This is a genomic window from Dendronalium sp. ChiSLP03b, from assembly GCF_034531165.2.
GTDB lineage: Bacteria > Cyanobacteriota > Cyanobacteriia > Cyanobacteriales > Nostocaceae > Dendronalium > Dendronalium minutum.
In genome coordinates this window covers 1-15,380 of the sequence record NZ_JAVRBR020000132.1, presented here as the reverse complement: position 1 = coordinate 15,380, position 15,380 = coordinate 1, and the positions used below count along the sequence as shown (strand labels likewise).

Annotated in this window: 13 protein-coding genes; 11 read left to right on the top strand and 2 right to left on the bottom strand. The window is 41.8% G+C overall.

The features are described 5' to 3' along the window. Positions 1 to 12 precede the first annotated feature (12 nt). The 4 genes from RMY31_RS30705 (at position 13) to RMY31_RS30690 (ending at position 2,794) form a co-directional block, all read left to right on the top strand. Positions 13 to 687 (top strand): response regulator transcription factor, encoded by a 675-nt coding sequence (locus tag RMY31_RS30705; protein ID WP_322658289.1) that lies wholly within the window; start codon positions 13 to 15, stop codon positions 685 to 687. A 234-nt stretch (positions 688 to 921) separates the two neighbouring features. Beyond that, positions 922 to 1,713: a tryptophan-rich sensory protein gene (locus RMY31_RS30700; protein ID WP_322658290.1), complete on the top strand. Its 792-nt coding sequence runs from the start codon at positions 922 to 924 to the stop codon at positions 1,711 to 1,713. A gap of 98 nt (positions 1,714 to 1,811) precedes the next feature. Beyond that, positions 1,812 to 2,111 carry a hypothetical protein gene (locus RMY31_RS30695; protein ID WP_322658291.1) on the top strand — a complete coding sequence of 100 codons (300 nt, stop codon included), beginning with the start codon at positions 1,812 to 1,814 and terminating at the stop codon, positions 2,109 to 2,111. 53 nt (positions 2,112 to 2,164) lie between these two features. Next, positions 2,165 to 2,794, top strand: coding sequence for a Uma2 family endonuclease (locus RMY31_RS30690; RefSeq protein WP_322658292.1), 630 nt, complete (start codon positions 2,165 to 2,167; stop codon positions 2,792 to 2,794). Between the two features lie 218 nt (positions 2,795 to 3,012). Here RMY31_RS30690 and RMY31_RS30685 read toward each other — a convergent pair whose 3' ends face one another. Continuing rightward, positions 3,013 to 3,711 (bottom strand): Uma2 family endonuclease, encoded by a 699-nt coding sequence (locus RMY31_RS30685; RefSeq protein WP_322658306.1) that lies wholly within the window; start codon positions 3,709 to 3,711, stop codon positions 3,013 to 3,015. Positions 3,712 to 3,825: 114 nt separating this feature from the next. On the opposite strand from RMY31_RS30685, the gene RMY31_RS30680 reads away from it, so the two are divergent. The 4 genes from RMY31_RS30680 to RMY31_RS30665 all read left to right on the top strand — a co-directional run bounded on the left by RMY31_RS30680 (position 3,826) and on the right by RMY31_RS30665 (position 10,670). After that, positions 3,826 to 5,472: a type II CAAX endopeptidase family protein gene (locus RMY31_RS30680; RefSeq protein WP_322658293.1), complete on the top strand. Its 1,647-nt coding sequence runs from the start codon at positions 3,826 to 3,828 to the stop codon at positions 5,470 to 5,472. Between the two features lie 783 nt (positions 5,473 to 6,255). Next, positions 6,256 to 6,531, top strand: coding sequence for a TM2 domain-containing protein (locus RMY31_RS30675; RefSeq protein ID WP_322658294.1), 276 nt, complete (start codon positions 6,256 to 6,258; stop codon positions 6,529 to 6,531). A 630-nt stretch (positions 6,532 to 7,161) separates the two neighbouring features. Continuing rightward, a complete protein-coding gene (locus RMY31_RS30670; RefSeq protein WP_322658295.1) occupies positions 7,162 to 9,642 on the top strand; it encodes a heavy metal translocating P-type ATPase in 2,481 nt (826 codons plus the stop codon). A 521-nt stretch (positions 9,643 to 10,163) separates the two neighbouring features. After that, positions 10,164 to 10,670: an FHA domain-containing protein gene (locus tag RMY31_RS30665; protein WP_322658296.1), complete on the top strand. Its 507-nt coding sequence runs from the start codon at positions 10,164 to 10,166 to the stop codon at positions 10,668 to 10,670. Positions 10,671 to 10,798: 128 nt separating this feature from the next. On the opposite strand, the gene RMY31_RS30660 is transcribed toward RMY31_RS30665, so the two are convergent. Then, entirely contained in the window at positions 10,799 to 11,146 is a 348-nt protein-coding gene (locus tag RMY31_RS30660; protein ID WP_322658297.1) for a hypothetical protein, read from the bottom strand. Positions 11,147 to 11,468: 322 nt separating this feature from the next. On the opposite strand from RMY31_RS30660, the gene RMY31_RS30655 reads away from it, so the two are divergent. The 3 genes from RMY31_RS30655 (at position 11,469) to ssuE (ending at position 15,038) form a co-directional block, all read left to right on the top strand. After that, a complete protein-coding gene (locus RMY31_RS30655) occupies positions 11,469 to 12,389 on the top strand; it encodes a TIGR01777 family oxidoreductase (RefSeq protein ID WP_322658298.1) in 921 nt (306 codons plus the stop codon). A gap of 664 nt (positions 12,390 to 13,053) precedes the next feature. After that, the gene (gene ssuD / locus RMY31_RS30650; RefSeq protein ID WP_322658299.1) at positions 13,054 to 14,214 is read left to right on the top strand and encodes an FMNH2-dependent alkanesulfonate monooxygenase; all 1,161 of its coding nucleotides are present in this window, start codon (positions 13,054 to 13,056) and stop codon (positions 14,212 to 14,214) included. A 257-nt stretch (positions 14,215 to 14,471) separates the two neighbouring features. Beyond that, positions 14,472 to 15,038 (top strand): NADPH-dependent FMN reductase, encoded by a 567-nt coding sequence (ssuE, locus tag RMY31_RS30645; RefSeq protein ID WP_322658301.1) that lies wholly within the window; start codon positions 14,472 to 14,474, stop codon positions 15,036 to 15,038. Positions 15,039 to 15,380 lie beyond the last annotated feature (342 nt).

Genomic DNA, 15,380 nt, shown 5'->3' with positions numbered 1-15,380 from the left:
AGCAGCAAAAATATGACAGCACATATCCTTTTGGTTGAAGATGAAGTCAAACTAGCGCGATTTGTCGAGTTAGAACTGAGTAGCGAAGGATACAAAGTTAGCATAGCCCATGATGGCATCACTGGATTGACATTGGCACGCGAGTCATCGCCAGATTTAGCCGTTCTAGATTGGATGTTACCAGGGTTAACGGGTTTAGAAATTTGCCGCCGTCTGCGTGCAACAGGCTCTTCTGTGCCGGTGATTTTGTTGACAGCAAGAGATGAAGTGAGCGATCGCGTGGCAGGATTAGATGCAGGAGCCGATGATTATGTAGTTAAGCCCTTCAGCATTGAAGAACTGCTGGCAAGAATCCGCGCCCATCTGCGGCGCACTCAAGACACAGATGAAGACTTGTTACAGTTTGAAGATTTGAGCTTAAATCGCCGCACCCGTGAAGTATTTCGAGGTAAACGAAGCATTGAGTTAACAGCAAAAGAGTTTGACTTATTAGAATATCTCCTTTCACATCCTCGTCAGGTATTTACTAGAGACCAAATTTTAGAAAAAGTTTGGGGTTACGATTTCATGGGCGATTCTAATATTATCGAAGTCTATATTCGCTATCTGCGTCTGAAGCTAGAGGAAAACAACGAGAAACGCTTAGTTCATACAGTGCGTGGTGTAGGTTATGCACTACGGGAGTAAGAAAGAGTTTAAATTTGCTCGCATTGACATTTAGCTCTCAAAATAAAAGTATAAATTTAATTAATTTTTTCCGAAGTTTTGGGTTTTCCAGCAGCAGAACAATGTATGGTTACACGACCATTACAAGGTAAGTCTAATTAAGCACTGCTTTAAATGACTGCTGACTCCCAGTCCCCAGTTCCCAAAAAATTGCTAGTGTGAAAACATAGAAGATATATATCGTCTCACTTTCCCATGCAGCCATCTACATCTAGCAAAAACTGGGATTTTCTACGCCAGTTTGTTACCTTATTTGGAATTATCGGCGCTTTCATTGTCAATATCGCATCAAATATTTTTCCGCTCAATGGACTTAGCATAGGGGAAATTTCCAACACTTTGTTCAACAATGTTCTGATTATCCCTGCTAACTATGCCTTCATCATCTGGGGACTGATTTACCTGGGATTATTTGCATTTGGAATTTATCAGTTTCTACCTAACCAGAAACATGATTTAGATTTACGCAAGACAGGATATCTATTGGTAATTGCCTGTATAGCTCAAAGTATTTGGGTGTATCTTTTCCTCTCCAGACTTTTTGGACTTTCTATAATTGCAATGCTCTTAATTCTAGTGCCTTTGATTGGTATTTACCTGCGATTAGGAATTGGATACAAGCAAGTACCTCGTTCTAAGAAATGGAGTGTTCACTTTCCCATCAGCATTTATCTAGGCTGGATTAGCGTCGCAACTATTGTGAATGTAGCGTGTGCCTTGTATTTTCAGAGATGGAACGGATGGGGCATCTCTGCTCAAATTTGGACTGTCATCATGTTATTGGCGGCTTCTTCAATTGCAGCAATCATTGGCATCCAACGTCAAGACATTGCTTACATAGGAGTAACAGTCTGGGCACTGGTTGCGATCGCAATTAAGCACTGGAACAATTCTTTGTTAAGAAATGTAGCATTAGTTTTAGTAATTGTTCTGATTGCGATCGCCACGATTAAAAATTTACCTAATCGTTCAGATTCTATTAGTTAAATTCATCGGTTTCATACCTTGTATTACTTTAAAACTCATAATTTCCGCTATATTTAAAGTTGGATAATACAGAATTAGTTGTCTATAGCAGGATTTTTATGAGTACAAAGCAAAAATTGTTTCTTCTAGTAAAAGTTATATCTACAGTTCTGATCGCTAGTGCAATTATCTTAGAATTATGGAATCTTTCCGCATTAATAACTAATAATAAAATACCAGGTAGTCTAAATATAATTTTTTGGATAGAGCGATTTGCGATCGCAGCTCATTTTTTGGAAGGAGTAATCGCCACTATTTATGCAAATTCCAGAAATAAAATGCCATTGCAATATGGTGTTTATACTTTTTTTGTAGGTACAATTGGTTTATTAGAACTATTTAGCCAGGAAGATAAATAGCTTTTAGCAGTTTACCAGAATGACTAGTATTCTGACATTAGAAACATTTTAATATGCTTGTAAAGTCAACACCAGCCGAACAAAGAACAGTGCTACATAACATTAGCTGGGAAACCTTTGAGGCTTTGCTAAGAGATACAGGTGAAGATAGAGGTTCGCGGTTTGCTTACGACTGCGGCACTTTAGAAATTATGACTCCACTGTTTGAACATGAGAACCCCAAAAGCAATTTTGGGAATTTTATTATTGCTCTAGCTGAAGAATTAGGAATTGAAATTAGAAGCGCTGGCTCAACAACATTGAAACGTAAAATATTAAAGCGGGGAATAGAACCAGATACTTGTTACTATATCCAAAATGAACTAGCTATTAGAGGTAGGGAAACTTTAGACTTAGAAACCGATCCGCCGCCTGATTTAGCAATAGAAATTGACATTACCAGCAGTTCAGTTAATAAATTTGGAATTTATTCAGCGCTGGGTGTTCCTGAACTGTGGAGATATAACGGTCAAGATTTAAAATTTTATCAGTTGATAGAAGGGCAATATGTTGAGTGTGAGTTTAGTATTGCTTTTCCCTTGGTTTCAGTGAGCGATCTGAGTAGATTTATTCAGCAAAGTAAAACTACTGGCGAAATTACCTTACTAAAATCATTTCGGGCTTGGGTGAGGAAAAAAATATAGTAGAATTAACCTAAAACGCAGCTATTATTCCAGTTATTTTGGTAACTATATAATTCAAAATCTAACCGTATTTAAACTGAAAAAATTAGATTTTTTTGATCAATTAAATATTAATTACTGAAATTTAGTGAATTTAATTGATTAATCTCCAGTAGGCTTTTAATATGCGATCGCATTTCCCAGCCACAACACTAATAAAACAAAATTAGCTAACTTACTCAACTCAAAGTATCAGGATTTATCCCCAACCTTCGCAACTCTTCTGCCAACCGTTGAGCGCGTTGTTCGGCAGTTGTAGCGCGTTGTTCCGCAGCTACAGCCCGTTCTTCTGGTGATAAATATCTAACTGTTTGCTCGTCATACCAATATAACCAATCCCGCGTAATTCCTTGATAAGTTCCCCGTTCGTAACCCATTGCTAAACCTACCTCTGGCAACCAAACAGGATTTCCCGATCGCAATACATATTCACCATTATCAAAGCGATACACTTCTAAAGGTGGTTTTCTGCGGCGTTGAGGATTGTACACAACATAATATAAAATCTCCATTTCAGCATAGAGTTTCTTTTTGTGTGTATATTCCCCACGTCGCCGATGAGAAACAACTTCTAACGCCATAATTGGCATTACTTTTTCTTCCCACAGCACATAACTTAAGCGCAAGTTTTCATCAAAAACTCGCTCGACTCCCAAGCTTAAAAATCCATCAGGTACAATCGGGGGTAGATCGGGATCGTAATAAATTCCCATATCAACCCCGAAAAACCAATCCATCCGGCTTGCCCACAACCAAGCTAAGATAGCTTCGAGCAAAGCAGGAATTAAATGCTGTAACTGATTATCCACAGGTTCATCGTCAGAATCGGGCAAATCCTCAGCGGAGGGTAGGCAGTGCAATGGGTTGTAATTTAGCATGACAGGCGCGATCGCAGATTCATAATATCGATCGTAATCTATCCACCTCTTGCTTTTTCTTGCGATAATTCCCAAGGGGGACGCGCTCTCCACTGGTTCGTCAAAGGGGGATAGATGACAATTAAGCGTTTGATTTTATTTTTTGTGCTAACACCAATAGCTGTTCTGTTGGCAATTTCTTCTTTATTTGGTAGTTGGCAAGAACCCCAGTTCCAAAGTCGCCTGGAATTGTACCAAACTAACATTGCTCTGCAAGCACAAGCTTGGCAACCAGGAGACAGTAAAGGTGATACTTTCCCGGCAATTCGAGAAGCGATACTTGGTGACCAACCCCTGGAAAACGCCACAAAGCAGTATCAGGAGGCGCGTCAATCAGTTGAAACTAATTTAGACAAAGCTCAAAAACAACTCGCACAACTGCGTTCTCAATCTCAGACACTTCCCACACCTTCTAAACCTCTACCAGAAGGTACTCCCACTACTAACTCTGGTGGGGATCAACAGCAAAAATCACAGCAGTCACTCAAGCAACTACAAAAATTGCTGGCTGAATTAGACTTGCGACTGGGAATTTTACAAGCACAGCAAGGAAAGACTAATACAGCTCTCAAAACTTGGAGCGAATTACAAAAGCGATTAGAAAAAGATAACCCTGCCACAGATGCAAAACTCCTAACTCCTAAATCCTCACTCAGCACTCAGCCGTCCAAACTCAGCACTGAAATTGGTGGAACGGCTACTGTGTTAAGCGGACTTTGGAGTAATCCCCCTCGTATACTTCCCAACGCTCAACAGCTGATTCAAAAGAACTTAGAAGGTTGGTTTCGCTCTACTGCCTTGATTCAACTTTACCAACTTCAGCAACGACAAGAAGCTCTATCATCTGTTCAAGCCGCACAACAAGAAGCCGCTGCTCAAGCTGTGTTGAAATTAGCGCTGATTGGTACTATTCCCACCTTAGCCGCATTGGTCGGCACGATTGTGCTGATTTTCTTAATTGCTCAGCGCTTATTGAAGGGAAAAGCAGCCTTATTAGCTCAAAATGGTGATGTACCTTGGTCAACGCCTTGGGATGGAGAAATGATTGTGCAGGTTTTTGTCCTGGGCTTTTTCTTCATGGGACAAGTTTTTGTACCCCTAATCTTATCGCTGATCCCCATCCCGCGTCCTGTTGGTAATGTGCGAATTCAGGCTGTCTTCGTCTTAATTAGTTACCTGCTAGTAGCATCAGGTGCGCTGTCGGTGTTATATTTCTCTATTAAACGCTTTTTTCCACTACCAGAGTCCTGGTTTCGCTTTCGTTTACAGGATAAATGGTTTTTGTGGGGACTCGGTGGCTATTGCGCTGCTTTACCTATAGTTGTGGTGGTATCGTTAATTAATCAACAACTATGGCAAGGACAGGGTGGTAGTAATCCGCTGTTGCAACTAGCGCTAGAAAGCCAAGATGCTGTAGCACTTGGCATCTTTTTCTCGACAGCTGCGATCGCAGCTCCATTTTTTGAAGAACTTCTGTTTCGCGGCTTTTTGTTGCCTTCCCTAACTCGTTACTTGCCTGTTTGGGGATCGATTATCGTCAGTGCTGTGTTGTTTGCGATCGCTCACCTGAGTTTGTCCGAAATTCTGCCACTCACAGCATTGGGGATCGTCTTGGGTTTTGTATACACGCGATCGCGTAACCTCCTTGCGCCTATGCTCCTCCACAGCCTCTGGAATAGTGGCACACTACTGAGCCTCTTCCTCTTAGGTGGAAGTAATTAATGTAACTTGCGCCTTACGGTTGCAGAATATAAAAATATTTGCTTTCATCGGCGTTAGTAGTAATACATTACTGGTTATGCTTCATAAGCATGAATCTTAGCTTCAGTGTAAATAGCCTAGCAACAGATATAGTTGTAGCAATACTGTTAAATAGATTACAAAATGTTTAGGTTAACATTTAGTAGTATCTAGAAAACTTGAGCGATTATTAAGCTGTTTGTGGCAGGAATAATTGGGTTTTAAATCCCAGTTTTACCTATACGCGTGAAGAGCAGCAACTAACTGAGCTTCTAAGCTATTTCTATCCAATTCATCTGTGATAAGATTGTTTCCTCCTAGCAGATAACAACATGCCCTTTATGCCTAATGCAGGCATTTCCAATTAAAGCGTATCCTCATCATTACAGCCATTGAAAAAAGTCCGGAGGTAACACTGATGGACTTGTATAAAGTGGTGTAGTATGAACGTTTTTGCTCGTTATTGGGATTATTTCTGCTTAAGAGACTCTTACTTAAGAATTGGCAAAACTACTGTGCTAGGTTTTATAGTCACAGTTACTAAAGGTCATTGAAAAGCCTAGTAGCTGCTGAATAGTCATTACCCTCACACTGCACTAGTGTTCCCTCTATAATCTTGGCATCTTGGTTGAGCCAATTTATTGTTGGGACGTACTGCTACTAACAAAAACACTAAAAATATATTTACTAGGCAAATATATTCTCGTGTTTTATTACAATAAATTATTTAATTTTGTACTCAGTTAAATGAGGAGGAACACTCACATGTCAAATCTCAATCCCAGTCACCCTACCAAACAACTTCTCGCTGGATACTGTGGCATTATTTTCGGAGGTTTTGGGGTTCATAAGTTTATTTTGGGATACGCTCCAGAAGGTTTCATTATGCTAGTTATATCAGTAGTAGCAGGTTCCTTCACCTACGGCGTTACATTGTTGATTATGCAACTTGTGGGATTGATTGAAGGCATGATCTATTTGAACAAGTCTCCTGAAGAATTCGTAAATACCTACTTTGTCAACAAACAAGGTTGGTTTTAGGAGAAGAAGGCAGAGGGGCACAGACAAGATAAAACTTCTGATTTCTAACTGCGTGGTTATTTTACCATGCTGCACCAAAAATTCGATTCTCACAATTTAATTCCTATTTTTGTCTATAAATTCTAGGTGCATACTTACAAATTATTCATACTCAAATGCTAACCATCAAACGTAAACATCTTTCCTGGGTACTATTTTTGCTGTTAGGTGTAGGCTACTTTAGCACTATGTCTAATTTAGACACCAACTATTTTTGGAAAAGCCTCATTATCATGATGCCAATACAAATTGGAGCTATTATCTACATAACTTACAGCAGAATTCAGAATTCAGAAGTTAAAATTCAGAAGTAAAACAGGCTTTCTGCGTGACTTTGAGACTTATAAATCTGTTGTATCGAAGTTGGAGCCGTAATTGACACTTTGCTAAAAACTAGGGACTGGGAACTGGGAAGAGTTTTTCCTATCCTTACCTGAAGGACTTTAACTCCTAACTTTGAACTCCCACTTACCATAATTTAATAAAATTAATATTATTGACGTTCTGTCATAGTCGCAGATTTCGCCTACGCTCGAATTAGAGACGCTTTTAGTGAGGCGTTGAATCTTTGTAGCGAATTAAACACTTGCCATGCCACTCGTCCCAAAAACTAACCTTGCTCCGGCACTAGCCCTTACCTCAGAGAAAATTATTCTGGATGTAGGGGGTATGAAGTGTGCTGGGTGCGTGAAGGCTGTAGAGCGACAGCTAACCCAACATCCAGGAGTCAAGAGTGCCTGTGTGAATCTAGCTACAGAAGTAGCAGTCGTAGAGTCAGAAACTGGTGCGGTAGATGCAGATGCACTGGCAAAGCGATTGACAGCAGCTGGATTCCCGACCCAACCACGGAAAGCTAGCGATAAAGAAGCAGGCGGAACCCTAGAAGATCCAGCAGAACAACAGCGCCAACAGATGCGTTCTGCCATCAGGCAGTTGATTGTTGCAGGGGTGCTGCTGGTATTGTCGGGAATTGGACACTTTGGCAGCATTACTGGCTCAATATTGCCAGTATTAAATAACATTTGGTTTCACTGCGGACTGGCAACGGTAGCACTACTAATTCCTGGTCGCCCAATTTTAGTAGATGGCTGGCTGGGCTGGCGGCGCAATGCGCCCAACATGAACACTTTAGTAGGATTGGGAACGCTGACTGCCTACACTGCTAGTTTAGTAGCGCTGCTGTTTCCTCAAATGGGTTGGGAATGCTTCTTCGACGAACCTGTGATGATGCTGGGCTTTATCCTACTGGGAAGAACATTAGAGCAACAAGCTAGAAGACGTGCCGCCGCAGCATTTAGACAATTGCTGGCACTCCAACCACAGGTGGCGCGATTAATTGCCAATCCCGACCCCGAAAAGTTAGGAGGGGGATCGAATAGTGTAGAGATTCCTGCTGAACAAGTGCGCGTTGGTGAATGGTTGCAGGTACTGCCAGGAGATAAAATCCCCGTTGATGGAGAAGTTCGTTTTGGAAATACAACGGTGGATGAGTCGATGCTGACTGGAGAAGCAGTGCCAGTTATCAAGCAGCCAAGAGATATGGTGGCAGCCGGAACTATCAACCAGTCAGGAGCGATCGCAATCCAGGCAATGCGTACTGGTAGTGATACCACTCTAGCTCAAATTGTCGCCTTGGTAGAAGCCGCCCAAACTCGTAAAGCCCCAGTACAGAAACTAGCAGATACAGTAGCTGGTTACTTTACCTACGGTGTTTTGACAGCTGCTGTATTGACATTTGTATTTTGGTACTTTTTCGGCAGTCACATCTGGCCAGATCTCGCCATTTCAGGTGGCATGGAAATGATGAGCCACGCCGCACATAATGCTCCCCACTCTACACTGTCCACTCACCACTCCCCATTATTAACTAGCTTAAAACTAGCGATCGCAGTTATGGTCGTCGCTTGTCCTTGTGCTTTAGGACTTGCCACTCCTACAGCCATTCTTGTGGGAACTGGCATAGGCGCAGAACGGGGTTTGTTAATCAAAGGTGGTGACGTGCTAGAAAGAGTCTACCAGTTAGACACAGTGGTATTTGATAAAACTGGTACCCTCACCACAGGTAATCCCACAGTCACAGATTGTCTTACGCTGGAGGGACTGGGGACTGGGGATAAAGAAGACAAAAAGAATTACCAATACCCAATACCCAATCCCCAATCCCCAATACCCAATCCCCAATCCTCAATACCCAATACCCAATCCCTAATTCAACTAGCAGCAGCAGTAGAAAGTGGCACTCACCATCCCGTAGCAAAAGCGATTCAGCAGGAAGCGCAACGACAACAATTATCTATTCCAGATGCTGTAGATTTCCATACGGAACCCGGATTGGGTGTATCTGCGGTAGTAGAGGGAGCAACTGTGCTGTTGGGGAACTGGGACTGGTTGAGTTGGCATGGAATTTCCATAGGTGACACCGTACAACAGGTAGCTCAGAAGTTGGCAGCCGAAGGTAAAACAGTTGTTTATGCGGCAGTTGGGGGGACTCTAGCCGGACTAATTGCTGTTCAAGATACCCTCAGATCCGATGCTCAAACCACAGTAGACAAGTTACGTCAGATGGGTTTACGGGTAATACTGCTCAGTGGCGATAGATTAGAAGCAGCTAGTGCCATAGCTAAACAACTAGGACTAAATAGCGCTGACGTAATGGCAGGAGTTCCTCCCAGTAAAAAAGCGGCTGTCATCCAAGAATTACAAGCGAATGCCTGTAAAATCGCAATGGTTGGAGATGGAATTAATGATGCTCCAGCTTTATCGCAAGCAGATGTAGGAATTGCTTTACACTCCGGGACGGATGTAGCAATGGAAACAGCCGAAATTGTTTTAATGCGCGATCGCTTAAACGACGTTGTCGAATCAATTCGGCTTAGTCGTGCCACCTTCAACAAAATCCGCCAGAATTTATTCTGGGCTTTTGCGTATAATACAATCGGTATTCCTTTAGCAGCAGGTGTTTTGTTGCCAAGTTTGGGTTTTGTCCTTAGCCCATCTGGTGCCGCTGCATTAATGGCTTTTAGCTCAGTTAGTGTTGTCACTAACTCACTGTTATTACGACGGCTAGCTTAATAAAGATAAAGGAGATGAAGAGAAAGATTTGTTGCAAATTCCCCCTCTTCCCTTGCTCCTTTGCAATCTTAATGATATTGCGATAGCCAAAGCGACATGAGAGGAGTATTGCTGCCAAATTTATCAGTCATCAGTTCCTTTGAATCTTGCCAACCAAAATGTTGGTTTTTCCCATCTCAGGTTAAACTAAATCGATAGTTAGGTGTTACGCATTACCCCTGTTAAAGTGTGATTTGAGAAAAAACTCTTTTCTTCTGGTTCTTCGCGCCTACGCGGTTCAAAAACTTTTTTGAACGACGTAGACGCGAAGAATACGAAGGTGAAATCTCGAAAATCGAGCCGAATTTTCCAGATTTTTACTTACCTTAACAGGGGTAGTGTTATGCATCTCACAAACCCTGTTGAAACTCCTTCAAGGGCAACAGTAGTCATAGAGTAGAACATGGTTGTTCTACTTTTGCAGTAAATATGCACTTTTAACGCTCATTTAAACCAGTACTATCAACTATGAGTGCGCGAGAATGCCAGGGAAAGATACCAAAAAACTCTTAATTAATCAAACTCTAACTGATTGTAGTAACGATAGATCGATGCCAGCAGAAACAAATGAAAGCCATCTACTGATTATTGAAGACGATCAAGGTCGCAAGGAATTTTCTTTGGAAAATCCCCTCTACTCTATCGGTAGAGATCGCGAGTGCAATATTCGTTTAGTGTCTCAGTTTGTCTCACGTCGCCATGCTACATTAGTGAGATTGCCACGAGAACACAATAGTCACAGCTATTATTACCGGATTGTAGATGGTGACGCTAAAGGAAAGCCGAGTGCCAATGGTATGATGATTAATGGGCGCAAGATGCCAGCCCACGATTTGAAAAATGAAGATGAAATCGTTTTTGGGCCTCAAGTTCGTGCCATTTATTATCTATTAAAAAATACTCAGCGATCGGGACAAACTGATTCTAGCGAGTATGACATTACACTCATAAATCCCGGCATGACTGAAGATGAGGATATAGAAGATTAAAAATATGCCAATTTTGGTAGTTTTTTACTATTGGCCTGCTTACTTTCAAACACGATATATTGCTAAAGCTAGCTTTGCTTAAAGCTAGCCACAGCACACTAGCATTTTGACTAGAAGCAGAAAAACTATTATCCAGCAATACTTTCAATCAGATGCCAATGGCGACTGTGTTCAATGGCCTCCTTGATAAATTCAAACATTTGTCGGCAGTGGTTATCAAGTTGAAGTGGCAGTTCTTCGTTTTTAATTACGATACTCATCCGAGTTTCTGTTTCGGTAGCTGTTGATTTATCAATCAGAACTTCTGCTGTCACCATCTTCGAGAAAGAAATACTACCAGGAATCTCACGAGCCATAATGTAATCGGCTGTGTAGTATTGAATTTCCAAATCACAATCCTGTAGAAGATCTACAAGCAATGGCTGGATATGCTCAATTGGGATAGAAAGAGTAAATGAACAGGTATAGCGAGCCATAATAGCCCCAGGCCTTGCAACACTCCGTCCATCCTATAATACCGAGGTATCTAAACGGCAAGTCATTATAGTTTCATTAAGTTTAAGAACCAAACTAGGGACTGGGGAAAAATCAGTGCTGAGCAATTATTACTGAGGAACTGCCGTTAGCGCAGCGAAGCGCGAGTCTTTGAGCGTCACGAGCGTCAAGGGTCTCCCGACTTGAGCGGACTGGCGTTGCTGAGTGGGGAATTTGACTCAGCAACGCCACTTGCTACAACTAAGAATGCAAGTTGAAAGTTTGATAAAAAACTTTAAAATAAGGGTTTGGTGGAGGTGCATTATGAAAATCGCAGTTACTGGTGCAACAGGATTTGTGGGTAGTCGCTTGGTAGAACGACTCCACAAGGAAGGTAATAGAGTGCTGGTGTTAACCCGCAATACCAATTTTGCTCAAAAGGTTTTTCCACCTGAAGCTTTTCCTCATGTAGAAATTGTTGCCTATACACCAAATGTATCTGGTTCTTGGCAAGATGCGATCGCTGGTTGTGATGGTGTGGTTAACCTAGCAGGAGAACCCATCGCAGAGAAACGTTGGACACCCGAACACAAACAAGAAATCCTCAATAGTCGTCAGCTAGGCACGCAGAAAATAGTCGAAGCAATAGCTAACGCCAATCCTAAGCCAACTGTCTTAGTCAACGCTTCAGCTATTGGCTATTACGGTACTAGTGAAACCGCTACTTTTGATGAAACAAGTCTATCTGGTAACGATTTTCTCGCCCAAGTCTGCCAAGCTTGGGAAGCAGAAGCGAGAAAAGTAAAAGATGCTGGTGTGCGGCTGGTAATTCTGCGTTTTGGTATTATCTTGGGGTTGGGTGGTGCCTTGGGCAAAATGATTACACCCTTCAAACTCTTCGCAGGTGGGCCTATTGGCAGTGGTCGGCAATGGTTTTCCTGGATTCACGTAGACGATTTAGTTAACTTGATTGTACAAGCTTTAACTAAACTAGAAATAGAAGGTGTATACAATGCCACTGCCCCCAACCCTGTTCGTATGGCAGATTTAAGCCAAACTATGGGGCAAGTTATGAATCGTCCTTCTTGGTTGCCTGTGCCTGCTTTTGCTTTAGAAGCTCTCTTAGGAGATGGGGCAATAGTCGTCTTAGAAGGTCAACAAGTCCTACCCAAGCGCACGCTGGAAGCAGGCTTTGAGTATCAATATCCGAATTTACAACCAGCACTCAGACAAATTCTCAAATAAAGTTAATGGCTAATAGCTATGACTTTTGGTAAAAGCGCACAGTAAAGAATGTGAGTTACACTTCGTTAGCGCAACGCCAGTTGCAACAACTTTGGGAACCAAAGCAATGCACTGGCTCACCTGCAAAGTTAAGATTTACTTGATAAATGATTTCTATTAGGATAATTATCCTTAACAAGGATACTTTTAAATTTATAAAAGCTCCTCAGAATGACATTAAGGAGCTTTTAAGGTATGAAACAAACAGTGAATAATTAAAAGTTATCTTTATCTAGTTGGTTTCATCGTCTATCTAAAGAAATGACTTAATATGAAGCTAACTTGTACTATCAAACACAAGATTTAAAAAAGACGATGTTTTAATACCAATTCTCCAAAACAAGGCAACAGATGCAAAGCTGGAAATCTAGATAAAATCAGACTTTTGAAATTTGTAATTCCGAATTGGTATAAGTTCACACCTTTAGGTAATTAATATGTCAGGGCACTAGAGGTTTACAATAAAAAGCTCATTATTTATTAGTTTAAATACATTTAATAGATAGAAATACCGTAGTTTTTTTTGAAAACCCCTTGCTTACTTAAAGGGAATGTGTAATACTCTTAAGCTATATAAAAACTACGGTATTACTACGGTTTTACCGTATTTTAAAGGACAAGACTCATGCAGCTACTATGGTTCATCCCTACTCATGGCGACGGACGCTATCTTGGAACTGCAACAGGCGGACGAGCAGTTAACTTTCCATACTTGCGACAAATTGCTCAAGCAGTGGATGACCTGGGCTATACGGGAGCATTACTACCCACAGGGCGCTCTTGCGAAGATGCATGGATTGTGGCATCAAGCCTCGTACAACTAACTCGACAGATGCGTTTTCTGGTGGCAATACGTCCCGGATTAGTGTCGCCAGCAGTAGCAGCACGGATGGCAGCAACCTTCGATCGCATCTCTGGTGGACGTTTGCTGATTAACGTAGTTACAGGTGGCGATCCCGTGGAGTTAGCAGGAGATGGCTTGCACCTGAGTCACGACCAGCGCTATGAATTAACGGATGAATTTTTGACAGTTTGGCGGGCGATCGCTAGCGGTCAAGTAGCTAATCTCAAGGGCAACTATCTCGACATTCAAGATGGAAAGCTGCTGTTTCCTCCTGTTCAGCAGCCATATCCATCCTTGTGGTTTGGCGGTTCCTCTGCCGTTGCTCAAAAGATTGCTGCCAAGCACGTAGATGTCTATCTAACTTGGGGCGAACCACCAGCACAAGTAGCCGAAAAAATTGCCTCAGTTCGCAGACTTGCACAGACACAAGGACGAACTTTGCGGTTTGGCATTCGCCTACATGTAATAGTGCGGGAAACTGAAAGCGAAGCTTGGGATGCAGCAAATCGATTGATTCGGTATGTAGATGACGAAGCGATCGCGAAAGCTCAAAACGCCTATGCACGTATGGATTCAATTGGGCAACGCCGGATGACGCAATTACATAAAGGCGATCGCAAAGCGTTACAGATTAGCCCAAACCTTTGGACTGGCGTTGGTTTAGTCAGAGGAGGTGCAGGAACAGCCCTGGTAGGCGATCCCCAGACAGTGGCAGCCAGGATGTTGGAATATGCAGATTTGGGTATTGAAACCTTTATCCTCTCTGGCTATCCTCACCTAGAGGAAGCCTATCGGGTCGCGGAACTTTTATTCCACCATTTGCCTTTAGAGAATCTGCCCCCAGTCGAACAGCAACATGTTTTAAGTCCATTTGGCGAGATTGTTGCCAATGAAGATTTTCCCAAGCAGCAGTCGAGAGAACAAGCTACACCCGTATCCTAGTATGAGGAAGGTTACTCAATTTTGCATAGGACTTACACAGTGATACGAAAAATCAAGGGTTTAGACAAGCGGTGTAAGTGAGCAAAACCCTTACACCCAGTCTCAACAGATAACCTTTGTGCGTAAGTTTGGATTTTCGATTGAAGAAAAATCTCAAATCGACAATCTAAAAATTGCCACGGTCAATATAGGCAAAGCTATGGATCGCAAAACCACAAAATACACTAAACCTGTTTTAAAAATTGGAGTTTAATTAAATGACTCATATTCTGGCGATCGCTGGTAGTCCATCTCATCCCTCAAGAACCTACGGTATTTTGGAATATACTGCCAAGCTTTTAGGACAAGAAGGCTTGCATGTAGACATTATCTCAGCTCGTGATTTGCCTGCTGAAGATTTAGTTTTTGGAAGATATGACAGCCCAGCATTGGAACAGCCAAAAGCCTTATTGGCAAAAGCAGATGCTGCGATTATTTCTACCCCAATCTACAAAGCGTCCTATACAGGTGTACTCAAAGCGTTTTTGGACTTACTACCACAGAAATCATTCTCAGGAAAAGTCATACTACCAATCGCCACTGGCGGGACAATAGCTCATTTGTTGGCAATTGAATATGCTTTAAAACCTGTCTTATCTGAATTAGGAGCGCGACATATCCTAGGTACTATTTATGCAGTAGATAAACAGATTCAATGGCAAAGTGATGGTAGCATACAGCTTGATGAGGAAATTGACCAACGACTTAAAGAAGTTCTCAAAGAACTGGTCAAAGCTGTGAAGTATTCTGCTGCTGAATCTCAACATTTGGCTCATGCCAATTAAGTAATCAAGTTTATACCTCCGTCTACTAGTAGCAGATGGGTAGTTTTTACCCATCTGCTATTTTCTTTGTTCAATCCCCTAACTTTTAGTTATGGGTTTACACTCAGCACTACTGAAAAATCTCCTTCCGAAAACTTGTACTCATACTGTGAAGCTAAATATATATTGACCAAAAAATACACGGTAAGTCGCATGTGTTTGATTTCAAGGGGCGACAATCGCCTCTAAATCAAGCCAGATAAAGGTTTGGGAGGCACAGACCCCTTGAAAAAATTAGGTGCTTATTGAGAATGAACTGTATGCTTATTAAGCAGCTATCTGTAGGGTACAGTTTAATGGTAA